This window comes from Micromonospora sp. WMMD723 (assembly GCF_049863385.1).
Classification (GTDB): Bacteria; Actinomycetota; Actinomycetes; order Mycobacteriales; family Micromonosporaceae; genus Micromonospora; species Micromonospora wenchangensis.
This window is the reverse complement of the sequence record NZ_JBMKNR010000001.1, coordinates 7,235,826-7,259,093: the sequence shown is the minus strand read 5'-3', so window position 1 is coordinate 7,259,093 and position 23,268 is coordinate 7,235,826. Positions and strand designations below refer to the sequence as shown.

The 23,268-nt window shown below is 73.6% G+C and carries 16 protein-coding genes; 12 read left to right on the top strand and 4 right to left on the bottom strand.

Annotated elements, in window-relative coordinates; translation table 11 throughout:
* The gene (locus ACN261_RS31250) at positions 1 to 1,188 is read left to right on the top strand and encodes an FAD-dependent oxidoreductase (RefSeq protein ID WP_421483413.1); all 1,188 of its coding nucleotides are present in this window, start codon (positions 1 to 3) and stop codon (positions 1,186 to 1,188) included.
* A gap of 181 nt (positions 1,189 to 1,369) precedes the next feature.
* Here the strand turns inward: ACN261_RS31250 and ACN261_RS31245 are convergent, their stop codons facing one another.
* On the bottom strand, positions 1,370 to 2,215 hold the full coding sequence (locus ACN261_RS31245; RefSeq protein ID WP_421483412.1) for a GNAT family N-acetyltransferase: 846 nt from the start codon (positions 2,213 to 2,215) through the stop codon (positions 1,370 to 1,372).
* A 146-nt stretch (positions 2,216 to 2,361) separates the two neighbouring features.
* Between ACN261_RS31245 and gltB the strand changes: the two genes are divergently transcribed.
* Together gltB and ACN261_RS31235 are read left to right on the top strand one after the other, a co-directional pair.
* Positions 2,362 to 7,017: a glutamate synthase large subunit gene (gltB, locus tag ACN261_RS31240; protein WP_421483411.1), complete on the top strand. Its 4,656-nt coding sequence runs from the start codon at positions 2,362 to 2,364 to the stop codon at positions 7,015 to 7,017.
* The gene (locus ACN261_RS31235) at positions 7,010 to 8,518 is read left to right on the top strand and encodes a glutamate synthase subunit beta (RefSeq protein WP_363651947.1); all 1,509 of its coding nucleotides are present in this window, start codon (positions 7,010 to 7,012) and stop codon (positions 8,516 to 8,518) included. The genes gltB and ACN261_RS31235 overlap by 8 nt, the downstream gene beginning before the upstream one ends.
* A 465-nt stretch (positions 8,519 to 8,983) precedes the next feature.
* Here ACN261_RS31235 and ACN261_RS31230 read toward each other — a convergent pair whose 3' ends face one another.
* Positions 8,984 to 10,522, bottom strand: coding sequence for a M1 family metallopeptidase (locus tag ACN261_RS31230; RefSeq protein WP_421483409.1), 1,539 nt, complete (start codon positions 10,520 to 10,522; stop codon positions 8,984 to 8,986).
* A gap of 216 nt (positions 10,523 to 10,738) precedes the next feature.
* Between ACN261_RS31230 and ACN261_RS31225 the strand changes: the two genes are divergently transcribed.
* The 7 genes from ACN261_RS31225 to ACN261_RS31195 all read left to right on the top strand — a co-directional run bounded on the left by ACN261_RS31225 (position 10,739) and on the right by ACN261_RS31195 (position 20,602).
* Positions 10,739 to 11,536 carry an SGNH/GDSL hydrolase family protein gene (locus ACN261_RS31225; RefSeq protein WP_421486874.1) on the top strand — a complete coding sequence of 266 codons (798 nt, stop codon included), beginning with the start codon at positions 10,739 to 10,741 and terminating at the stop codon, positions 11,534 to 11,536.
* 107 nt (positions 11,537 to 11,643) lie between these two features.
* Entirely contained in the window at positions 11,644 to 14,325 is a 2,682-nt protein-coding gene (locus tag ACN261_RS31220) for a hypothetical protein (RefSeq protein WP_421483407.1), read from the top strand.
* Positions 14,326 to 14,406: 81 nt separating this feature from the next.
* The gene (locus ACN261_RS31215; RefSeq protein WP_425853529.1) at positions 14,407 to 17,031 is read left to right on the top strand and encodes an FtsK/SpoIIIE domain-containing protein; all 2,625 of its coding nucleotides are present in this window, start codon (positions 14,407 to 14,409) and stop codon (positions 17,029 to 17,031) included.
* The gene (locus ACN261_RS31210; RefSeq protein WP_421483405.1) at positions 17,032 to 17,742 is read left to right on the top strand and encodes a hypothetical protein; all 711 of its coding nucleotides are present in this window, start codon (positions 17,032 to 17,034) and stop codon (positions 17,740 to 17,742) included. It abuts the gene before it with no gap.
* A gap of 266 nt (positions 17,743 to 18,008) precedes the next feature.
* The gene (locus ACN261_RS31205) at positions 18,009 to 19,397 is read left to right on the top strand and encodes a TolB family protein (protein ID WP_425853528.1); all 1,389 of its coding nucleotides are present in this window, start codon (positions 18,009 to 18,011) and stop codon (positions 19,395 to 19,397) included.
* Between the two features lie 290 nt (positions 19,398 to 19,687).
* Entirely contained in the window at positions 19,688 to 20,116 is a 429-nt protein-coding gene (locus tag ACN261_RS31200) for a hypothetical protein (RefSeq protein WP_421486873.1), read from the top strand.
* Between the two features lie 150 nt (positions 20,117 to 20,266).
* Positions 20,267 to 20,602: a DUF6204 family protein gene (locus tag ACN261_RS31195; RefSeq protein WP_421483403.1), complete on the top strand. Its 336-nt coding sequence runs from the start codon at positions 20,267 to 20,269 to the stop codon at positions 20,600 to 20,602.
* Positions 20,603 to 20,830: 228 nt separating this feature from the next.
* Here ACN261_RS31195 and ACN261_RS31190 read toward each other — a convergent pair whose 3' ends face one another.
* On the bottom strand, positions 20,831 to 21,316 hold the full coding sequence (locus ACN261_RS31190; protein ID WP_425853527.1) for a tetratricopeptide repeat protein: 486 nt from the start codon (positions 21,314 to 21,316) through the stop codon (positions 20,831 to 20,833).
* Between the two features lie 28 nt (positions 21,317 to 21,344).
* On the opposite strand from ACN261_RS31190, the gene ACN261_RS31185 reads away from it, so the two are divergent.
* Both ACN261_RS31185 and ACN261_RS31180 read left to right on the top strand, forming a co-directional pair.
* Complete coding sequence (locus tag ACN261_RS31185; RefSeq protein ID WP_204924187.1) at positions 21,345 to 21,656, top strand: transposase; 312 nt, start codon at positions 21,345 to 21,347, stop codon at positions 21,654 to 21,656.
* The gene (locus ACN261_RS31180; protein WP_421482997.1) at positions 21,653 to 22,579 is read left to right on the top strand and encodes an IS3 family transposase; all 927 of its coding nucleotides are present in this window, start codon (positions 21,653 to 21,655) and stop codon (positions 22,577 to 22,579) included. The genes ACN261_RS31185 and ACN261_RS31180 overlap by 4 nt, the downstream gene beginning before the upstream one ends.
* Here the strand turns inward: ACN261_RS31180 and ACN261_RS31175 are convergent.
* Positions 22,552 to 23,157 carry a hypothetical protein gene (locus tag ACN261_RS31175; RefSeq protein ID WP_425853526.1) on the bottom strand — a complete coding sequence of 202 codons (606 nt, stop codon included), beginning with the start codon at positions 23,155 to 23,157 and terminating at the stop codon, positions 22,552 to 22,554. The two genes, ACN261_RS31180 and ACN261_RS31175, sit on opposite strands and share 28 nt — an antisense overlap.
* Positions 23,158 to 23,268: the final 111 nt, after the last annotated feature.

The window sequence follows — 23,268 nt, the reverse complement described above, 5'->3', positions numbered from 1 at the left end:
GTGCGCAGCGCGGTGGTGGTCGGCGCGGGCCTCGGCGGTCTGGCGGTGGCCGGCGCGCTGGCCCGCTCCGGGTGGCGGGTCACCCTGCTGGAACGGGCCGACCGGGTGCGCCCCGAACCCACCGCCGTGGTGCTGTGGCCCAACGGGGTACGCGCGTTGCAGGTGCTCGGCGTCGGTGCCGGCCTGGACGCCATCGCGACCCCGCTGCCCGACGGCGGTATCCGCCGCCCCGACGGCCACTGGCTGGTGCAGCCCCGACCCACCCCGGCCGACCGGATGCCGGTGGTGGTGCACCGGGAGGATCTGCACGACGCGCTGATCGCCGGCCTCGGTGACCGGGTCGAGCTGCGTACCGGGGTCGCCGTGGACCACGTCCGGGCCGATGCCGCCGAGCGGCCCGGGGTGGGGTGGAACGGCCAGTTCGTCGAGGCGGACCTGGTCGTCGCCGCCGACGGCACGGACAGCGTGCTGCGCCGCCAGCTCGCCCCCGAGGCCACCGTGGTCAGCTCCGGCTGTGCCTCCTGGCGGGCGGTGATCCCCTGGTACCGGGCCCCCGTGCCGGCCGACCAGCCGGTCGGGGGTGAGGTGCTGGGCGCCGGCTACCGGTTCGTGGCCGCCTCGCTGGGGGAGCGCGGCTCCTCCGGGGCTTCCCGCCGGGGTGGCGTCTACTGGGTGGCCACCGCCGCCGGTGCGCCCCGGCCGGAGCCCCCGCAGACCCAGCTCGCCCTGCTGCAACGCTGGTACGCCGGCTGGCCCGCGCCGATCGGTGAGCTGCTGGCCGCCACCGAACCCGCCGACCTGGTGCAGCAGGAGATCCGGGAGCTGCGCCCGCTGCCCCGGGCGTACGGCTTCCCGGCCGGGCCGGGCGGGGTGGTGCTGCTCGGTGACGCCGCCCACGCCATGCCACCGCACCTCGGGCAGGGCGCCTGCCTGGCGTTCGAGGACGCGGCCACCCTGTCGTCGTTGCTGCGCGAGTCCCGGCTCCCCGACGCGGTGCTGGCGTACGACCGGGTGCGGCGGCCCCGCACGGCCACCGTGGTCCGGCAGACCCGGCGGATGTCGGCGGTGCTCCAGACCCGGGGTCGGCTGGCCCTGCGCGCCCGTGACGCGGCCCTCGGCACGATCACGCCCCGCCTGCTCTCCGGCGCCGCCGCCACCGCCGCCACCTGGCGTCCCCCCACCCCCTGACCCCCTCCCCCCGCGCCCCCGCCGCGCCCCCCGCCGCCCTTCGGGCGGTGGCCGCCTTCGGCCGGTGATCAAGAGGTTTGCGTCACGGTGAGCGGGCGGGGTGACGCAAACCTCTTGATCAACCCGCAAACCTCTTGATCACCGGGGGGCAGCGCCGGGTGGGGGCGGTGCCGGGGTGGGGTCAGATGAGGGCGGTGGGTTCGGCTATGCAGGCGGTGCCGATGCGGCGGAAGCCGACGCGTAGGTACACCCGGGCGACGTCCTCGCTGCCGGCGGAGAGGAAGACCAGGTCGGTGCCGGCGGCGCGCAGGGTGCGGGCCAGGGTGGCGGTGACCGCGGCGGCGAGCCCCCGGCGGCGGGCGGCCGGCAGGGTGGCCACTCCGGCGATCTCGGCGACGTCGTCGACCCGCATCGCCATCCCGCTGGCCAGCACCCCGTCCTGCGGCGTCCCGGCGACCGCCGACAGCCGGCGGCCGGCGGCGATCGCGGCCCGCTCCTCGTCCAGCGCGGCCACGTCCAGTTCGGTCATCGCGGCGTCCCGTTCGGCCGGGCCGGCGTCGCCGGGGACGGTGCCGGCGGCGGAGAACCCGACCGCGGCGACCGCGCGCCGGGCCGCCACGTCGAGCGCGAAGCCGGGCGCGTCCGGGTCCAGCACCCGCACCGGTACGTCGGTCAGCGTCGCCGCCTCGGGCGGGTCGGCCTGCGGGTCGAGGACCATCAGCGGGGCCTCCAGCACGCTCAGGCCGGCGGCCCGGGCGGTGGCGAGCAGGTCCGGGGTGGTCTCGTGCACCCACTCGAACGCCTCGGGCAGGCCCAGCTCCCGCTGCCGTTCCCGGACGGTGTGCAGGTCGGCCAGCGACGGTGGGGTGTCGGCGTCGAGGCGGGGACGGGCATAGAACGGCCAACCGGCCCCTTCCCGCGCGAACAGCACCAGACCGCCGTGTTCCTCGGCGCGGGCGGCGTCCCGGGGCACCGCGTCGTAGAAGCGTTCCAACCGGTCGAACAGGTCGCGGTGCGCAGGATCCACCGCGCGAGACTACACGTCCCAGAGTCTGGAAGGTGTGATCAATCCGCACTGGCCCTGCCCGGGTCGCCCTAACGTAGACTCAACAGACCGCCCAGGGCCGACGTCGTCCCGACCATGAAACAACCTGAGTGACGACAGGAGACCCGGTGGCCCTTCCGTACCCGCACAGCCCGCAGCCGGTCCCTTCCGCGACCGGTCTGTACGACCCGGCGCACGAGCACGACGCGTGCGGGGTGGCCTTCGTGGCCGACCTCTACGGGCGGCGCTCCCACGCGGTGGTGGCGAACGGCCTCGGCGCGCTCTGCCGGCTCGACCATCGTGGCGCCCGGGGCGCCGAGCAGAACACCGGCGACGGCGCGGGCATCATGATCCAGGTGCCGGACGCGTTCCTGCGCGCGGTGGTGGACTTCCCGCTGCCCCCGGCCGGCCAGTACGCCACCGGCCTGGTCTTCCTGCCCGACGACGACGGCGGCGAGGCCCGCGCCCGTCAGGTGGTGGAGAAGTACGCCCTCGTCGAGGGTGCCGAGGTGCTCGGCTGGCGCGACGTGCCGACCGACCCGAGCGGGCTGGGCGAGACCGCGCTGGCGGCGATGCCCCGCATCCGGCAGCTCTTCCTGGCCGCGCACCGGCTCACCGACACCCCGGCCGGCCCGGCCGGCTCCCCGCTGTCCGGCATCGACCTGGACCGGGTGGCGTTCTGCGTGCGCAAGCAGGCCGAGCGGGAGACCGCCGAGCGGGGGGTGACCGCCTACTTCCCGTCGCTGTCGGCGCGGACGATGACCTGGAAGGGCATGCTCACCCCCGACCAGCTGCCGGAGTACTTCCCGGAGCTGACCGACGAGCGGGTCGACAGCGCGATCGCGCTGGTGCACTCCCGGTTCTCCACCAACACGTTCCCGTCCTGGCCGCTGGCCCACCCGTACCGGTTCATCGCGCACAACGGCGAGATCAACACGATCCGCGGCAACCGGAACTGGATGCAGGCCCGTGAGGCGCTGCTGCGCAGCCCGCACCTGCCCGGCAACATCCGCCGGGTGTTCCCGGTCTGCACCCCGGCCGCCTCCGACTCGGCCAACTTCGACGAGGTGCTGGAGCTGCTGCACCTGGCCGGCCGGAGCCTGCCGCACGCGGTGCTGATGATGATCCCGGAGGCCTGGGAGAACGACCCGGCGATGCGCCCGGACAAGCGCGCGTTCTACCGGTTCCACGCCAGCCTGATGGAGCCGTGGGACGGGCCGGCGTCGGTCGCCTTCACCGACGGTGAGATCGTCGGGGCGGTGCTGGACCGCAACGGCCTGCGGCCGGGTCGCTGGTGGCGGACGGCCGACGGGCTGGTGGTGCTGGGCAGCGAGGCGGGCGTGCTCGACCTCGACCCGGCCACGGTGGTCGCCAAGGGTCGCCTCCAGCCGGGCCGGATGTTCCTGGTCGACACGGTCAACGGCCGGATCGTCTCGGACGACGAGATCAAGACCGAGCTGGCCGCCGCCCAGCCGTACGACGAGTGGCTGCACGCCGGCCTGATCGACCTCGGTGACCTGCCCGCCCGGGAGCACGTGGTCTACACCCACGACTCGGTGCGCCGCCGGCAGCAGACCTTCGGCTACACCGAGGAGGAGCTGAAGATCCTGCTCGCCCCGATGGCCCGTACCGGGGCGGAGCCACTGGGCTCGATGGGCACCGACACCCCGATCGCGCCGCTGTCGACCCGGCCCCGGCTGCTCTACGACTACTTCCACCAGCTTTTCGCCCAGGTCACCAACCCGCCGCTGGACGCGATCCGGGAGGAGTTGGTGACCAGCCTGGCGTCGACCATCGGCCCGGAGGGCAACCTGCTGGACCCGGGTGCGGCGAGCTGCCGGCAGATCGTGCTGCCCTACCCGGTGATCGACAACGACGAGCTGGCGAAGATCCTCTCCGTCGACGAGGACGGCGACCTGCCCGGCTTCAAGGCGGTCCGGGTCTCCGGGCTCTACCGCCTCCGTGACGGCGGGGCCGGCATCAAGGCCCGGCTGACCGAGATCTGCCGGCACGTCTCCGAGGCGATCGAGGACGGCGTCCGCATCCTGGTGCTGTCGGACCGGGACTCCAACGCCGACCTGGCGCCGATCCCGTCGCTGCTGTTGACCGCGGCGGTGCACCAGCACCTGGTGCGGGAGCAGACCCGGACCCAGGTCGCGCTGGTCGTGGAGTCCGGTGACTGCCGCGAGGTGCACCACGCGGCGGTGCTCATCGGGTACGGCGCGGCGGCGGTCAACCCCTACCTGGCCTTCGAGTCGGTGGAGGACATGATCGCCACCGGGGCGCTGGTCGGGGTGGAGCCGGCCAAGGCGGTCCGCAACTACGTCAAGGCGCTCGGCAAGGGCGTCCTCAAGATCATGTCGAAGATGGGCATCTCGACGGTGTCGTCGTACTGCGGCGCGCAGGTCTTCGAGGCCGTCGGCCTGGACACCCGCCTGGTCGACAGGTATTTCCGGGGCACCCCCAGCACCATCGGCGGGATCGGACTGGCCGAGATCCACACCGAGGTCGCCGCCCGGCACGGGCAGGCGTGGCCGACGCCCGGCACCGCCGGTTCCGCCCGGCTGGAGGTGGGTGGCGAGTACCAGTGGCGGCGCGAGGGTGAGCTGCACCTGTTCAACCCGGAGACGGTCTTCCTGCTCCAGCACGCCACCCGCAGCCGGCAGTACGACGTGTTCCGCCAGTACACCGCCAAGGTCGACGAGCTGGCCGCGCAGGCCGGTTCGCTGCGCGGGCTGTTCACCCTGCGCACCGGGCTGCGCCCGGCGGTGCCGATCGAGGAGGTCGAGCCGGCCACCGAGATCGTCAAGCGGTTCGCCACCGGCGCCATGTCGTACGGGTCGATCTCGGCGGAGGCGCACGAGACCCTCGCCATCGCGATGAACCGCCTCGGCGGCAAGTCCAACACCGGCGAGGGCGGCGAGGACGTCGACCGGCTGCACGACCCGGCCCGTCGCTCGGCGGTCAAGCAGATCGCCAGCGGACGCTTCGGGGTGACCAGCGAATACCTGGTCAACGCCGACGACCTCCAGATCAAGATGGCGCAGGGCGCGAAGCCCGGCGAGGGTGGGCAGCTGCCCGGCAACAAGGTGTGGCCGTGGATCGCCCGCACCCGGCACGCCACCCCCGGCGTCGGCCTGATCTCCCCGCCGCCGCACCACGACATCTACTCCATCGAGGACCTCGCCCAGCTCGTGCACGATCTCAAGTGCGTCAACCCGGCCGCCCGGGTGCACGTCAAGCTGGTCAGCGAGGTCGGCGTGGGCACCGTGGCGGCCGGGGTCGCCAAGCTCAAGGCCGACGTCATCCTGATCTCCGGGCACGACGGCGGCACCGGCGCGTCCCCGCTCAACTCGCTCAAGCACGCCGGCACCCCCTGGGAGCTGGGCCTGGCCGAGGCACAGCAGACGCTGCTGCTCAACAAGCTGCGCGACCGGGTCACCGTGCAGGTCGACGGGCAGCTCAAGACCGGCCGGGACGTGCTGGTCGCGGCGCTGCTCGGCGCGGAGGAGTTCGGCTTCGCCACCGCCCCGCTGATCGTCGAGGGCTGCGTGATGATGCGGGTCTGCCACCTCGACACCTGCCCGGTCGGCATCGCCACCCAGAACCCGGTGCTGCGCGAGCGTTTCACCGGCCGGCCGGAGTTCGTGGAGAACTTCTTCCTCTTCCTCGCCGAGGAGGTCCGGGGCTACCTGGCAGAGCTGGGCTTCCGCAGCATCGAAGAGGCGATCGGGCAGACCGAGGTGCTCGACGTCGTACCGGCGATCGACCACTGGAAGGGCCACGGCCTCGACCTGACCCGCGTGCTGCACACTCCGGAGCTGCCGGAGGGTGCCGCCCGGCGGGGCATCCGCGCCCAGGACCACGGCTTGGAGCAGGCCCTGGACAACGAGCTGATCGCACTGGCCGAGCCGGCGTTGCGCGACGGCAGCCCGGTCCGGGTGGAGGTGGCGGTGCGCAACGAGCACCGCAGCGTCGGCGCGATGCTCGGCGGCGAGGTGACCCGCCGGCACGGGGGCGCGGGCCTGCCCGACGACACCGTCGAGTTCGTGCTGCGCGGCACCGCCGGGCAGTCCTTCGGCGCGTTCCTGCCGCGCGGGGTGACCCTGCGACTGCACGGCGACGCCAACGACTACGTCGGCAAGGGGCTCTCCGGCGGCCGGATCGTGGTCCGCCCGGACGCCGCCGCGCCGTTCGTCGATCCCGAGGCCGCCACCGGGCAGCGCGCCGAGGACCAGATCATCGCCGGCAACACCATCCTGTACGGGGCCACCGGCGGCGAGTTGTTCCTGCGCGGCCGGGTGGGGGAGCGGTTCGCGGTCCGCAACTCCGGCGCGGTGACCGTCGTCGAGGGCGTCGGTGACCACGGCTGCGAGTACATGACCGGTGGCACGGTGGTGGTGCTCGGCGAGACCGGCCGCAACTTCGCCGCCGGCATGTCCGGCGGTACGGCGTACGTGCACCGGCTCGACACCGGGCGGGTCAACACGGAGCTGGTCGACCTGTCCCCGCTGCGTGACGCCGAGCGGGAGCTGCTGCACGACCTGGTGCAGCGGCACGTCGCCGAGACCGACTCGGCGGTCGGCGCGGAACTGCTCAAGCGCTGGCCGGAGGCGGTTCAGGAGTTCACGGCCGTGGTCCCGAGGGACTACCGCCGGGTGATGGAGATCATGAAGGCCGCCGAAGCCGCCGGCCGCGACGTCGACGACGCGGTCATGTCTGCGCTGACCGCGTCGGTGCCGCCCGTCCCGCGGGTGGTCGCCCAGGAGGTGGCTCGTGCCTGACCCGAACGGTTTCCTGCGCTACGAACGGCGGCTGCCGGCCCGTCGACCGGTGGCGGTGCGGATCACCGACTGGCGGGAGGTCTACCCGCCCGCCGGGGAGGAACTGATCCGCGAGCAGGCCACCAGGTGCATGGACTGCGGCATCCCGTTCTGCCACGACGGCTGTCCGCTGGGCAACCGCATCCCGGACTGGAACGACCTGGTCCGCACCGGCAGTTGGGACGCGGCGGTCGAGTCGTTGCACGCCACCAACAACTTCCCCGAGTTCACCGGCCGGCTCTGCCCGGCTCCGTGCGAGGCGGCCTGCGTGCTGGGCCTGGGCGGGCAGCAGCCGGTCACCATCAAGCAGGTCGAGGTGGAGATCGCCGACGCGGCGGTGGCCCGGGGCGGACTGAACCCCCGCCCGGTGCCGGCGTCGACCGGGCGGTCGGTCGCCGTGGTCGGCTCCGGGCCCGCCGGGCTCGCCGCCGCCCAGCAACTCGCCCGCGCCGGTCACGCCGTCACCGTGTACGAGCGGGACGACGCGATCGGCGGTCTGCTCCGCTACGGCATCCCCGACTTCAAGCTGGAGAAGCAGCACATCGACAGGCGGCTGGCCCAGCTCGCCGCCGAGGGGGTGCAGTTCCGCACCGGGGTGAACGTCGGCGTCGACGTGACCGCCGAGGAGCTGCGGGCCCGGCACGACGCGGTGCTGCTGGCGTGTGGCGCGCTCCAAGGGCGGGACACCCCGGAGACGCCAGGTCGGCCGCTGCGCGGCGTCCACCAGGCGATGACCCACCTGGTCGCGGCGAACCGGGTGGTGGCGGCGGCCGGGGACGGCCGGCCCGCCCCGGCGGTGCTGCCCGACGGTACGCCGATCGACGCGGCCGGCAAGCACGTGGTGATCATCGGTGGCGGCGACACCGCCGCCGACTGCCTGGGCGTGGCCCACCGGCAGGGTGCGGCCGGCGTCCACCAGCTCGACCTCTACCCCGAGCCGCCGCACGGCCGCGACGCCGAGCGGGACCCGTGGCCGACCTGGCCGTGGGTGCTGCGCAACTACCCGGCGCACGAGGAGGGCGGCGAGCGGGTCTTCGCGGTGGCCGTGCAGGAGTTCGTGGACGACGGGACCGGCCAGGTCAAGGGCGTCCGGATCGCCGAGGTGACGGTGGAGCGGCGCGACGGTCGACGGATCGTCACCGCGCTGCCCGGCTCCGAGCGGGAGCTCCCGGCCGACCTGGTGCTGCTGGCCATCGGCTTCGAGGGCACCGAGGAGCAGCCGCTGCTGGCCCAGTTCGGGGTGACCCGCAACGCCCGGGGCGCGGTCGACGCCCGCCCCGACTGGCAGACCGACGCCGACGGCGTCTTCGTCGCCGGGGACATGCACCGGGGGGCGTCGCTGATCGTCTGGGCGATCGCCGAGGGGCGGGCCGCCGCCGCGGCGATCCACTCCTACCTGGGTGGGGTGGGTGACCTGCCGGCTCCGGTCGATCCGGCCCGCCAGCCCCTCGCCGCCCGCTGACCCGCGCCCCTCGAACGGTGGCCGTCAGCCGACCTGGTTTCCGGGTCGGCTGACGGCTCGACCTTGTGGCCCGGCCACCGTTTCGCCCGCTGCGCCCTGCCGGCGCACACCCCTTCTGCGGCACCACCTGTCCCGGCCCTGCCGTCGTGGGTTACGGGGCGTCGGAGCCAGCCATCGAGAGCACATATCATCACGGAGAGTGATATGCCTGACGGGCATATTTATGACTGTCAGGCATATCGCTCTCCGGAACCATCGTTCCGGTCGGCTCGACGCTGCCCTGACCGGCGCCGACCCGGCCCAGAGCCGACGCCGGCCCGGACCAGCCCCCGAGCAGACCAGACCCGACCTCGGGCCGGGACCGAGTTCCGCCGGGACCGGCCCGGGTGCCGGAAGGTCACGGTCGCGGGCCGGTCCGGGCTGCCCGCGCCGGTGCCGGGGGCGGGCAGCCCGAACCGGGGTCGGTCAGCGCGCCAGCAACTGGTGCGCCGCCCGGATCTGGGTCCACGACTTCGGCTGGGCCGGTGCGGTCGTGGTGCGGGTGGCGGTGGCCGGAGCCGGCCGGCCGGGGGTGAACAGCCAGGTGGTGAAGACCGGGTCCAGGTCGAGGCCGGAGATCTGCTCGGCGAGGGCCTGGAACTCGGCGATGGTGCCGTTGCCGTACCGGTGGGCGGCGGTCCAGGCGGGCAGGATGCGGAAGAAGGCGTCGTCGCCGACGGCCAGCCGGAGCTGGTGCAGCGCCATCGCGCCCCGGTCGTAGACCGCGCCGTCGAACACCGCGCCGGCGCCCGGGTTGCCCGGCAGCACCTGCCAGAACGGGTCGTCGGCCGGGTAGTCGGCGTAGGTGAAGTCGAACAGTTCCTGCGCGGTGCCCTCACCCTGCGCCTCCGACCAGAGCCACTCGGCGTACGAGGCGAAGCCCTCGTTCAGCCAGATGTTGCTCCAGTTCGCCACCGAGACCGAGTCGCCGAACCACTGGTGGGCGTTCTCGTGCACCACCACGTACGCGTTGCTGCCGCGTCGCCAGAAGCCGGGCCCGTACACCGGGCGGGTCTGGGTCTCCAGGGCGAAGCCGAGGCTGTCGATCGGCGCGGCCACGCCCCCCTGCGCCTCGAACGGGTACGGCCCGAAGATGCCGCCGGCCCAGTCGACGATCTCGGCGGTGCGTTCGATGCTGGCCCGGGCGGCCGGCTTCCGGTCGCCCAGGGTGGTGCTGTAGGCGTTGATCACCGGCTGCCCGTTCGGGGCGGTGTCGGTGACGATGTCGTACTGGCCGATCGCCAGGAACGCCAGGTAGGTGGCACCGGGCCTGGTGCTGCGCCAGCCCCACCGCATCCGGTTGCCGGCCTCGGCCAGCGGGGGCCGGGGCTGCACGCCGTTGCTGATCACCTCGACGCCGTCGGGCACCGACACCGAGACGTCCCAGGTGGCCTTGTCCAGCGGGTGGTCGTTGGAGGGGAACCACCACCAGGCCGACTCGGGCTCGTTGACGGCGAGCGCGCCGTCGGCGGTGCGGGTCCACCCGGAGTAGCCGTTGACCAGGGTCTCCGACGGCACACCGGCGTAGGTGACCACGACGGTCATCGCCTGACCGGTGGTGAGGCCACGCGGCGCGGTCACCACCAGCTCGTGGTCGCCCTCCCGGGCGAACCGGGCGGTCCACCCGTTGACCCGCACCGACTCCACGTCGAGCAGGAAGTCGAGGTTGAACCGGGAGAGCTCCTGGGTGGCCGTGGCCAGGATGGTGGTGGTGCCGCTGAGCCGGTCGGTGGCCGGCTCGTAACGCAGCCTCACGTCGTAGTGGTCGACGTCGTAGCCGCCGTTGCCGTAGTCGGGGAAGTAGGGGTCGCCGAGGCCGGGGCTGCCGGGTTTCGGGGCGGCCGAGACCGCGACCGACCGGCTCTTGCCCGGTCGGGCGTCGGCCTGGCCGGGGGCACCGGTCACCAGGGTGCCGGCGGTGGTGACGGTCAGGGCGGCGATGGCCGCCGTGAAAACACGTCGCACGGGGTGGACTCCCTCCATCGGGGTGTTCGCACCGACAACCTAATCGACGGCGGTGGAAACGTGCGCCCCGGATGGCAGGGATCGACTGTTCTCATCCCGTCGATGTTTCGCTAGCATTACCGACTAGTAACAACGCCTCACCCCCCTGGCCACGCGCGCGGTCCAGAGGCTTCCCCCGTTGCTGCCCCTGGAGGATCCGTCATGCCCCACCGCGCCCTGCCGCGCCGCGCCCTGGTCCGGGCCGTCACCGCCCTGGCCGCCGTCCTCGCCACCGTCACCGGTGCCCTGCTCGTCCCGACCGCCGCCCAGGCCGCCACCGTCCACTACGTCGCGTTGGGCGACTCGTACTCCTCCGGTGTCGGCGCCGGCCCGTACGACCTGTCCACCTGCCTGCGCAGCCAGAAGTCGTACGCCCCGCTGTGGGCCGCCGCCAACGCGGTGACCAGCTTCGCCTTCCCCGCCTGTGGCGGCGCGGTGACCGCCGATGTGATCAACAAGCAGGTCGGCTCGCTGAGCGCCACCACCACCCTGGTCACCATCACCATCGGCGGCAACGACGCCGGCTTCGCCGACGTCATCACCAGCTGCCGGTTCGGCAGCACGGCGACCTGCACCGCCGCGGTCGACAAGGCCAAGAGCTTCGCCACCTCGACGCTGCCCGGCCGGCTCGACGCCACCTACACCGCGATCCGCGACCGGGCCCCGAACGCCCGGCTGGTGGTGCTCGGCTACCCCCGGCTCTTCGAGACCGGCTCCTGCGGCGTGCTCGCGATGAGCAGCTACAAGCGGACCATCCTCAACGAGGCCGCCGACGTGCTCGCCACGGTCACCGCCGCCCGGGCCGCCGCGGCCGGGGCCACCTTCGCCGACGCCCGCCCGTTCTTCACCGGGCACGGCGTCTGCGCCGCCGCCCCGTGGATCCGCGACGTCAGCGGCGTCATCGAGGCGTACCACCCGAACGCCGACGGCTACCGGTACGGCTACCTGCCGACGCTGACCGCCGCGCTGCGCTGACCCGCCCGGCCGGGTGACCGGCAGCAGCCCACCGGACACCCTCGGTTGCCTCCGTCGTCGACAATGGGAGCCCTTCCTGGTTCCCTGTCGGCGGCGGAGGTGCCCGTATGCGTGAACCGGTGACCCCGCCGCTGCCCCGGCCACCCACCGTGGACGGCAACCCGGTCGGCGGCACCGAACTGCTCGCCCTGCTCACCCGCCTGCTGCGCCGCCCGCGTCGGGGCGACCGCCGGCTGCCGGTGCTCTGGCTGGTCCGGGCCGCCACCGGCGGCGACCCGGGGGCCCTGTTGCGCCGCTCCGTCGGGCGGGGCGCGGGGCGTCGGGTCCCGCACGCCGTGCTCGACCTGGCCGCCCGCCCCGACCTCGCCGACGTCCCGGCGGTGCTGCGGGAACTGCACAGGCAGTTGTCGCTGGAGGCGTTCGGGACGGCCCGGCTGCGGTTCCGCCACCACCCGCTGGCCGACTGGCTGATGCAGCAGACCCTCGACGTGGGCGTCGACGCCGCCGACAGCGGCCGGGCCACCCTGGTCCGCCGGCTGCGCGACTGGCGGGGCCGCCGTCCCGTCGAGGAGCCGCAGGTCAGCGGGGAGTCGGGGGTCGGCACGGCGCTGCAGGTGCTGCTCTGGCTGCTGCGTCGGGCGGTGCCCAGCGCGGTGTTCCGGATCGCCGTCTCCGGCCGGGTGCCGGGCGTCGGCGGCCACTACCGGTGGTTCATGCGGCAGCAGTACCTGGCCCCCCGCCAGTCGGTGACCTTCCTCGGGTTCGCCGAACGGCTCACCGCCGGCTGGCGCGACGGCGAACAACCCGCCCAGGTGGACAAGCTGCTGCTGCACGCGTTCCTGGAGGATCTGCGGCAGGCGTACCGGCGACGGGTGTGGCGGCCCGGGGACTGGCGGCGCACCGCGTACCCGGTGCTGCTGCTCGACGGCGTGGAGGTCGACGGCGTCGGGCACACCCTGGTCCGGCTGCTCACCGACGTGCGCAACGAGACCGGCCGCAACGACCCGCTGCTGGTGGTGGCCCTGGCCACCGCGCCGCCGCCCGAACTGCCCGGCACCCGACCGCTGCGCGAGGCGGACGACGCCTACGACGAGTGGGCCGAGGCGTTGCCCGAGACCCGACGGCTGCGCCGCGCCGCCGCCTGGCTGGTGGCGCTGCGCCCCGACGACGAGGACGCCACCCCGCCACCGGGGGTCGTCCCGCCCACGCTGGTCGCCCCCGACCCGCCGTGGTGGGCACGGCGGTTCCTGCCGGCGGCGGTGGCCGTGGTCCTGCTGGCCGGGACGCTCGTGTGGGCGGACAGCCGGTGGGCGCTGGACTGCCATCCGACGCCGACCGGCCAGGTGCGGGTGCAGGTGCTCGCCGAGGAGTGCGTCGGCTACAGCGACACCGCCGCGCAGGTGTTCAACAGCGAACCCGGCCAGGAGCGGCTACGTGCGGTGCAGCGGCGGATCTTCGCGCAGAACCGGGCCGCCGAACAGGTGTGGCGGCGCAGCGACCAGCGCCGGCCCTACCTCACCCTGGTCTACCTGGGCACCCTCACCGGCAACCGGACCCGGGTCGACGAGGAGTCCTACGTCTCCGAACGCGAGGAACTGGAGGGCCTGGCCACCGCCCAGTACGCCCTGCTCAAGGAGTCCGCGGCGGCCGACGGGGCGGCCCTGCTGCACGTGGTGGTCGCCAACGGGGGCCGGCAGATGCGCCACGCCGGGCCGGCGGTGGCGATGCTGGAACAGTTGGCCCACGACGACCCGACCGTGCTCGGGGTGGTCGGGCTGGTGGAGAGCCGCACCAGCACCGCCGCAGCGTTGCGGGAACTCAACCGGGTCGGCCTGCCGGTGCTCGCCCCCACCCTGTCGGCCGACCGGATGGACGGGAACTCCAGCCTCTACCTGCAGGTCTCCGCGCCGAACTCGGCGCAGGCCGCGATGATCGAGACGTACGCCCGGCAGGTGCTGCGGGTGACCGAGGCGCACGCCTACTACACCACCGGCGAGGACAGCTCACTCGCCGAGGACCTCTACGTCGGTACCCTGGTCGACGGGCTGCGCCAGCGGTTCGGCAGCCGGCTCACCCGGCTCGACGGGTGGAGTACCGGGCGTCGGTTGACCGCCGAGTGCGGCTACCGGGGGGTGCTGGTGTTCGCCGGGCGCTGGTCGGAGTTCGACGGGTTCCTGCGGGCGTTGAAGGAGTGTGGCAACGACCCGCCCCGGCACCTCGTCGCCGACGACTCGGTCAACCGCTACATGGCCAACCCGGGGCTGCGGGTCAGCGCTCCGGGCAACCTGCCGGTGACGTACGTGTCGAAGGCGGCGCTGGCCACCTGTGCCGCGCTGCGGGCCGCGCAGGCCGCCCGGGACGACGCCCGGGGCAGCTTCCTGACCTGGGTCGGCGCCGACGATCTGCTCGACCCGCCGCGCTGCCGCGACGGTGCCGGCGCACCCGTCGGTGAGCGGGTCAGCCTCGCCTACGACGCGGCGATGATGATGGTGCGGGCGCTGGAGAGCCTCGCCGCCCGGCTGCGCCACGCCGACACCGGCCGGCGCTGGGAGCCCCGCTCGGTCAACCCGGTCGGCGTGCACGCCGAGGTGCTGCGGCAGAACGCCGCCGCCGGCTACCCGGGGGTCGCCGGGGTGATCCGGTACGCGCCCGACTCGGGCGAGCCGGTCGCCAAGCGGCTGGCGTTGCTGCGGGTGGCGCGGGTGCCGGACGTGGCCGCCGAACCGGTCGAGGTGTTCCACTGTGGGGCGGCCGACAGCGGGCCGGACCCGGGCTGCCGGCCCGGCTGACCCGTGGGCGGGTCGTGCGTCCCGACCCGCCGGGGCGCTAGGGTTCCCTCGATTCGTCCGCACGTGGGTGGGGAGCAGTGGGTGGGCAGGCTCGCATCGGCGTACGGGCAGGCGGTCGCCGCGCACCGGCAGGCCCGGCAGCGGTGGACGGTGGCCCGTGCCCTGCTGGACCGGCTGGCCGGGCAGCCCGTCCCGGAGCGCACCGCCGATGTGGTGGCCCGGCTGGCCCGGCTGGCCGACGCGCTGGCCGCCCCGCTGCCCGGCAGCACCGACCGGGCCGACCCGACCGTCGCCGCCGGCCCGCCCTCCGGCGGGGTGCCCGGTGGTCCGCCGCCGGGGCACGTCGTCGTATCGCCGGGCGGTCCGGCCCGTGGTCTCCGCGCGACGCCCTCCGACGACGGGCCGGCGGCGGTGCGTATCGGCGAGGCGTCCACGGCGGACGGCCGGTTTCCGCTGCTGCTGCCGCTGGGCGCCGGCCGGCACCTGGCGGTCGACGGCGACGCCCGCGATCCCCGGGTGGCGGTGCTGCTGCGGGTGCTGGTGCTGCGGCTGCTCACCACGGCCGCCCCGGGCAGCGTCCGGGTGGTCGGCATCGACCCGGCCGCCTGGGGGGCCACCTTCATCCCGCTGCGTCCGCTGCGCGACGCCGGGGTGCTCGGCGGCGTCGCCACCACCGAGGCCGAGATCGGCGCGCTGCTGGACGCCGCCGAGGCGCACGCCCGCGCGGGGGAGGCCGAACTGCTGCTGGTGGTGGCCGCGTCCGCGCCCGGCCCGCGCGAGCTGGCCCGGCTCGCCGCGCTCACCCACGCCGGGCCGTCCGCCGGGGTGTGCGTGCTGTTCGCCGGGCGCGCGGTGACCACGCCCGGCCAGGCCCCACCCACGCTGGGCGGCACCACCGAGGTACGTCTCGACGAACGGTACGCCCGGGTCGGCGACCCGCCGGGGTACCCGTTCAGCGCCGACGGCACCGGCCTGCCCGTGCCGGTGCTGCTCGACGGTGACCCGCCCGCCGCGGCCGTCCAGGCGCTGGCCGACCGGCTGGGCGCCCAGGTACGCCGGGACACCGCCCTGCACCTGGCCGACCTGCTGCCCGAGCGACGCTGGACCGGCTCCGCCCGGGGCGGCCTGACGACGGTGGTCGGCCGCTGCGGGCGTACCCCGGTCAGCCTGGCCTTCGACGACGCGACGCCGCACTGGCTGGTCGGTGGCCGCACCGGCGCGGGCAAGACGGTCTTCCTGCTCGACGTGCTGTACGGCCTGGCGGCCCGCTACTCCCCGGCCGAGCTGCACCTGTGGCTGCTCGACTTCAAGGAGGGGGTGAGCTTCACCGAGTTCGTCCCGACCGACCGGGACCCGTCGTTCCTGCCGCACGCGCGGGCCGTCGGCGTCGAGTCCGACCGGGAGTACGGCCTGGCCGTGCTCCGCGAACTGCGCCGGGAGCTGGGCCGGCGGGCCGGGCTGTTCAAGCGGCACGGGGTGAGCAAACTCGCCGACCTGCCGGACACCGAACCGGTGCCCCGCACGGTCGCCGTGATCGACGAGTTCCACGTGCTGTTCGCCGGCAACGACCGGCTGGCCCGGGAGGCCGTCGACCTGCTGGAGGAGCTGGCCCGCAAGGGCCGCTCGTACGGTGTGCACCTGGTACTGGCCAGCCAGAGCACCAGCGGCGTGGAAGCCCTGTACGGCCGGGCCGAGTCGCTGTTCGGGCAGTTCGCGTTGCGGGTGGCGTTGCCCGGCGGTGAGGCGGTGCTCGGCCCCCGGGCGACCGTCACCGGCCCGACCCGGATCGGCACGGCGCTGGTCAACACCGCCGCCGGGGCGGCCGGCGCGGACACCCTGCTGCGGTTCCCCGACGCGCACGCCGACGCCCGCCAGCTCGCCCGGCTGCGCTACGAGCTGTGGGACGCCCGCCCCGACGACACCGGCCCGCCCGAGGTCTTCCGGGGGTACGCCACCGCCCACCTGGAGGACGAGCCGTCCCCTGCCGCCACCCGCCGCCCGGCGGTGCTGGTGGGCCGGACTGTCGACGTGGCCGGCAGCACCGCCCGGTTCGACCTCGACGCCTCCCCGGGCCGGCACCTGGCCGTGGTGGGCACCTCGACCACCGGCGCGCACGTGCTGCGGGCCGCCGCGCTGAGCCTGGCCGGGCAGCACCGGCCCGGGGAGGCCGAATTCGTGCTGGCCGTGCTGGTGGCCGCCGCCGACGAGCTGGCCGACGACACCGCGGCCGGGCTGAAGGCCGCCGGGCACCCGGTGACCCAGGTCGACGCCGCCGGGCTGCGCGCCCGCATCGCCGGGCTGGCCGCCGACCCCGGGGAGCGTGCCCGGACGTATCTGGTGGTCTTCGGGGTGGACGCGGCCCACGCGGTGCTCGCCGCCGCCGACCCCGACACCTACCGCACGGGCCACGACGACCTGCGGGCGCTGCTGCGGGCGGGGCCGGGGCACGGGGTGCACCTGCTCGGCTGGTGGCGGGGCCTGCGCCGGCTCGCCGACGACCTCGGCGGCAGCCAGAACCGCGACGACGTGGCCTGCCTGGTGGCGCTGAACGTGCCCGCCGACGACCTCGGGCTGCACCTCGGGGTGACCGACCTGGTGTGGACCCCCCGCCCCAACCGGGCCCTGCTCGTCGACCGGCACGTCCCGCGCACCGCGCTGATCGTGCCGTTCGTCCGCCCCGGACACCACCCCGACGAGGAGCACTGAGTGGCCCGCTACGACGAGTACGCGGCGGCCGTCCGGCAGCTCTCCGCCCGGATCAGGGAGGGGGAGCGCGGCGCCGTCGCCGAGGCGGAACGCCGCCGTACCCTGCACGCCGGGGTGACCCGGCTCGGTCAGCGGCTGGCCGCCCAGGAACAGCGCCTCGCCCAGCTTGCCGCAGCCGCCGGTCTCCCTGCCGTGGCCGACCCGGCTTCCGGGCCGCCCGCCGTTGCGGAGCTGGCTCCCGGGCCGGGGCCCGCCCCCGGGTCGGACACGGGTCCCGGCGGGCCCGGGATGGACGGCGACCCGGCGGTGGTGCTGGCGGAGACCGGGCGGCTGGTCGACGAGGTCGACCGGCTGGGCCAGCAGGCCGAGGCACTGGCCCAGCGGCCCGCTCTGCTGCCCACCTGGTCGCCGACCGCCCGCGCGGTCGCCGTCTACGCCGGCTGCGCCGCCGTCGGGGCGCTGGTCATGCTGGTGCTGGTGGTCGCCAACGGCATCGGCGTGGTCGACGGGGTCACCCTGGGCGCGCTGACCTGCGCCGGGCTGCCGCTGATCTCCTTCGTGGCCGGTTGGCTGGTCCTCGGCCGGTGGGGGCGGCCGGCCCTGGCGACCACCGACCCGCCCCGCTACGCCCCGCTCGGCTTCTTCATCTGCGCCCTGGCGGTGCCCCTCGCGTACTGCGTCACCCTGGTGGTGTTCCGCCTCGTCCGCTGACCGTGATCGACCCACATGATCGATCCGTTCGCTTGATCGACTCATGTGGGTCGATAATGCGGGGTCCGGCCCGTTCCAATGCCGCTACGTCGGCCCACATGATGCGGACGCGGGGTGGCCGCGTCGGGAGCGGAGCCGGGCGCACCCGGCCACGGGCAGGCCGAACGGGTGCACCCGGCGGCTGTTCCGACGACGTCCGTCGGCCATCCGATGTCGGGTGGCCGACACCGGCGAACGATTGTGGCGCGGCCGGGGACCAACCAGGCATGACAATCTTGTTGCGGGCATCCGCCGCGCGCCGCGGGACCGTGCCGCTGTGCCTCCACCGCCCGATCGCCGCCGCCGGTCTGGCCCTGCTCGCCGGCCTCGCCGGCCCCGCAGCCGCCTCCGCCGCCGTCCCCGCGCCCGCCACCTCCTCCGTCGGCATCGGCCCCGCCGCCGCAACGCCGGCCACCACCCGGATCAGCGTGGACAGCACCGGCGGCCAGGCTGTCGGCTCCAACAGCGAGCCCTTCGGGGTGAGCGCGGACGGCCGGTACGTCGCCTTCACCTCCTACGCGGACAACCTGGTGCCCGGCGACACCAACAACAACGCGGACGTGTTCGTCCGCGACCGCCGGACCGGCACCACGAGCCTGGTCAGCCGGTCGACCACGGGAACTCCCGGCAACAGTGCCAGCCTGGGCCAGTCGCTGAGCCCGGACGGCCGGTACGTCGCCTTCGCCTCCGACGCGGACAACCTGGTGCCCGGCGACACCAACGGGGTGTACGACGGCTTCGTCCACGACCGCCGGACCGGCACCACCACCCGGGTCACCCTGACCGACGGCGACACCCAGGCCAACGCCCACAGCTACGCACCGGCGATCAGCGCCGACGGGCGGTTCGTGGCGTTCGCCTCCCAGGCGACCAACCTCGTGCCGGGTGACCCCAGCGGTCTGACCGACATCTTCCTGCGGGACCGGCAGGCGGGCACGACCGTCCAGGTCAGCGGCGAGAACGCCGACGCGCCGTCGGAAGGGCCGGTGATCAGCGCGGACGGCAGGTTCGTGGCGTTCGTCACCGATGCGGCGCTGGTCCCGAACGACATCAGCGGCACGTACGACGTGTATGTCCGTGATGTGCGCACCGGCAGCCTCCAGCGGGTCAACGTGTCCACCACCGGTGACTACGTGGAGGGAATCACCGTCGCACCGACGCTGAGCGCGGACGGCCGGTTCGTCGCGTTCAACACCGATGCGGCCCTGGCCCCCGACGACACCAACTGGGTGAACGACGTGTACGTCCGCGACCTGCGCGCCGGCACCACCGTCTGGGTCAGCTCGGCGGCCGACGGCGGCCCGGCCACCGGTGGCGGCAGCTTCGGCCCGGCGTTGAGCGCCGACGGCCGGTACGTCGTCTTCGGCTCCGATGCCACCGACCTGGTGGCGCGCGACACCAACGGCGTGCCCGACGTGTTCCGGCGGGACCTGCGCGCCGGCACGACGGTCCGGGTCAGCCTGTCGGCCGGCGGCAGGCAGGCCAACAACCACAGTTACCAGGGGGTGGTCACCCCGGACGGCCGCCAGGTCGCCTTCGCCTCGGGGGCCACCAACCTGGTCCCCGGCGACACCAACGGCGTGATCGACGTGTTCCTGCGCCGGTTGGCCGGCTGACCCGGTCCGACACCGCGCCAGCGGCCCCGACCACCCGGGGGCCGCTGGCGCTGCGGACCGCGCTGTCGTCGTCCGACGCCTTCGCCGCACCCTCTATCGTGGACGGCGGTGAGAAGCCTACTCAGGCTCCGGGGACACGAGCCGCTTGACGTCAGGACGTACGTTCCGACGATGATCTATCCGCCTGGCGACGCCTCGACGGCGGTGTCCGGCCCGAGGGGTGCCAGGCAGAGCGACGCCTCCTGAGCGGCGTACCGACCGGACAGGGTGGAGGAGATGCTGTGACGGGGATGACCGGGCCGGGTGGGCGCGACGGTGGCGAGCTGGACGGGTTCCACGTCGGGTGGGTGCCGGCCGCGGCGGGCGACCTGGTGTCGGACTTCGCGTCCGAGTGGGAGGACGTCACCTTCGCCAGCCGGGTCTGGGAACGTGCGGTCGAGGACGGTTACCAGGTCGACCTGCGGGTGCACGTGCTACGCGGGGACCGGCTGGCCGACCTGGCGGCGCTGCGCGACTACCTGGCCGAATACCACGAACGCGATCCCGCCGACTGGCCGCTGACCGGGTTCGACCACGCTCAGGGGAGTGGCCTCGTCGGCGGCGGTGAGGCGTTCTGGCTGGTGGGACCGGGTCTGGCGGTCGACGTACTGGTGGATGTGGAGCGGTTCGGTGCGGACGCCGCACGTGCCGTCGCCGAATCGGTCGTCACTGCCGGCTGAAGGGCGAGCGTGGCGCTGGCCCTCCGGGTACGGTCACCAACGCACCCTGGCGGCCGGCCGGTGCGCGGTAGCCGTCACCTGCCGTCTTCCCGGTACCAGCTCGCCGCTCTTCCGAAGTCGTCGTGCTCAGCAGGAGCCGGAGGTTCCACCATGACCGAAAAGACCTATCAGGTCATCGTGCGCGGCAAGTTCGCGCCGCTAGGGGACGTGCAGCGTGCCGCGCTGCTCGCCAGGGCGGATGAGCATGAGGTGTTCGGAGCGAAGTTCACCGAAGAGGGCACGGTGACCTACGAGCGGTCCCTGCTCGCGTTCACCTTCCGCTGCCTGATCCCGGCCACCGAAGACGACGGGGAAGCGGTCGTGATCGGTCGGGCGGAAGCGATGGCCGCAGCCGCCGTCGCCGAACTCGGTGCCGACCACCGTGACCTCCGGTCGGTGGCGACCGACCTCGACGACATCAAGATCCGCCGCCGGGCACGCCCGTAAGGGGCGCTTCCGTCACCGCCAATCGTTGGTCGTGGCGCTGGTCCGAAAGCCGCCCTTATTGGGGAGAGTTGTTGTCGTCTTGGGCGCAACAGATCTCCACAAACATTGCCTGCTTGTCGGTGTGGGGACACGGCTCCTCGAAAGGAACTCGAAACCGTCCGTGCGCCCAAGGGCGCACGGTGCCGGTAACGGTAGCTGCCACGTCTGACGACTCCAGCTAACGGCGTTTCAGGACGGCTCTGGATCCCTGGAGCTGGAGCCATCGTGGTCGGCGCCAGCAATGCGGCTCAGGTCGTCCAGGGTCTGTCTGGCTACTTGACGGCGTTCCTCGAATACCGCTGGTTCCGCCGTAGCAAGCTCGTCGAAGTACTGAACGCCCTCGGCGGTCAAGGCGATGACCAGCTCATCCACGCGGCCGAACAGGAGCGCAATGAACCCAACGTTCCGTAGGGCCAGGGCGAGGTTGGGGAGGTAGGCGTCGCGGTTGGTGCTGGCGAGCTGTCGGTAGAGGTTGACGGCCTCGTGGCTGGTGGTGAGGGCTTCGGTGTGTTGTCCTGCTTCCGCGAGGATGACCGCGTGGTTGATGAGTGACGCGGCGAGGTCGGGGAGGTGGGTGTCGCGGTTGGTGGTGGTCAGTTCTTGGTGGAGGTTGACGGCTTCGTGGCTGGTGGTGAGGGCTGAGGTTCCCCCGGCAGCTCGGAGGCTTTCGATCATGCTCTGATGGAGCTGAAGGGAGTCATCCGTGGCAGCACCGAAGAAGTACCCCGATGAGCTGCGTGAACGTGCGGTGCGCTTGTATCGGGAGTCGGACCCGAAGCCCGTGATCCGGCAGCTGGCACGCCAGCTTGGTGTGCATCACGAAGCGTTGCGCAACTGGATCCGCCAGGACGAGGCCGACCGCGGTCAGCGTGACGACCGGCCGACGACCTCGGAGGTTGAGGAGCTGCGCCGGCTACGGCGGGAGAATGCCGAGCTGAAGCGGGCCAACGAGATCCTGAAAGCCGCGTCGGCTTTTTTCGCCTCGGAACTCGACCCGACCCGGCGACGGTCGTGACGCTCGTCAACGAGCTACGCGATCGCTTCGGGGTCGAGCCCGTCCTCCGGGTCCTCAACGTCGCCCCGTCGACCTACTACGGCTGGCTCGCCCAGGCCGCCAACCCGTGTGTTCGGCGGCGGGAGGATGCGGAACTGGCGGTGGAGATCGCGGAGATCCACGACGTATCGGGTGGCACCTACGGCAGTCCAAGGGTGCACGCCATGCTGCGCCGGCAGGGCCGCCAGGTGGGTCGCAAGCGGGTGGAGCGGTTGATGCGGACCGCCGGCCTGCAAGGGGCGTTCCTGCGCAAGAAGTGGCGCATCCCGTCGACCCGGTCGAACCCGAAGGCGACACCGGCTCCCGATCTGGTGAACCGGCAGTTCACGGCTGCGGCGCCGAACCGGTTGTGGGTCGCCGACGCCACCCGCATCCCCTGCGGTGAGGGCGTGTTCTGGCTGGCCGCAGTGCGGGACGTGTTCTCCAACCGCATCGTGGGCTGGCGCTGCTCTGACCGCTGCGACACCGACCTGATCCTCGGCGCCCTCGAATACGGCATCTGGTCCCGCGACGTCCGCGACGGCCAACTGATCCACCACTCAGACCGCGGGTCGAACTACACGTCGTTCCGCTTCGCCCAACGCCTGGCCGACAACGGCATCCTGCCCTCCATGGGGTCGGTCGGCGACAGCTACGACAACGCCCTGATGGAGAACTTCTGGTCGACGTTGAAGATCGAACTGGTCTACCGCAACTCGTGGCGCACCCGCGACGAGGCCGAGAACGCGATCTTCACCTACATCGACGGCTGGTACAACACCCGCCGCATCCAGAAAGACCTCGGCTGGCGATCCCCAGACGAGTACGAAACCGCCTGGCACACCCACCAGGCCCGACACGACCAGACGGCTATCGTTCAGCCTGAGCCCACCGGCGCCAGGTAACTAACCCTCCGGCAAACCGGGGGAACCTCACCGGCCCGGTCCCGCGTCTCGGCGTAGTCGACCACCACGAGCAACCGCGACGGTACGCCGCCCGAGGCGATCAGGGTGGCCGTCTGCTCCTCGGCCCCGGCGTGGATCCACTCGCACCGCCAACCGGGCAACCGGCCGGCGAACTCCCGGGCCAACCGGGTCTTGCCCACCCCGCCCGCGCCGGTCAGCAGCCGTACCGCCACCGCGTCGGGGTCGGCCGCCCAGGACTCCAACTGGCGCAGCACCCAGCCGCGACCGAGGAAGTCGACCACCTCCCGGCCCGGGTGCAGCAGCCAGGCCACCGACGCCGGCAGCTCGGCCGACGTCACCACGCGCAGCGCGTCCTCGCCGTGCCGCCGGGCCTCCCGCTGCGCCGCGAGCCGGTCGGCCACCGTCGGCCCGAAGCCCCCGACCATCCCGGCGGCGGCAGCGGAGACGACCGTCCAGCCGGTCTTGTCGTCGGCGACGGCCGCCCACGCGCCGAATCCGGCGACCACGCTCGGGAGGCCCACCCACCACGCATGCCGACGCCAGGCACCCCGGTCCATGCGCGACACCCTACCGAGGGTCACCAACAGGACACGAAACGATCTTCACGGGCGTCGGGGTCGGTCCGCCGTCCGGTCGACACCGGGAATCGAGAAGCATCGATTGACAGA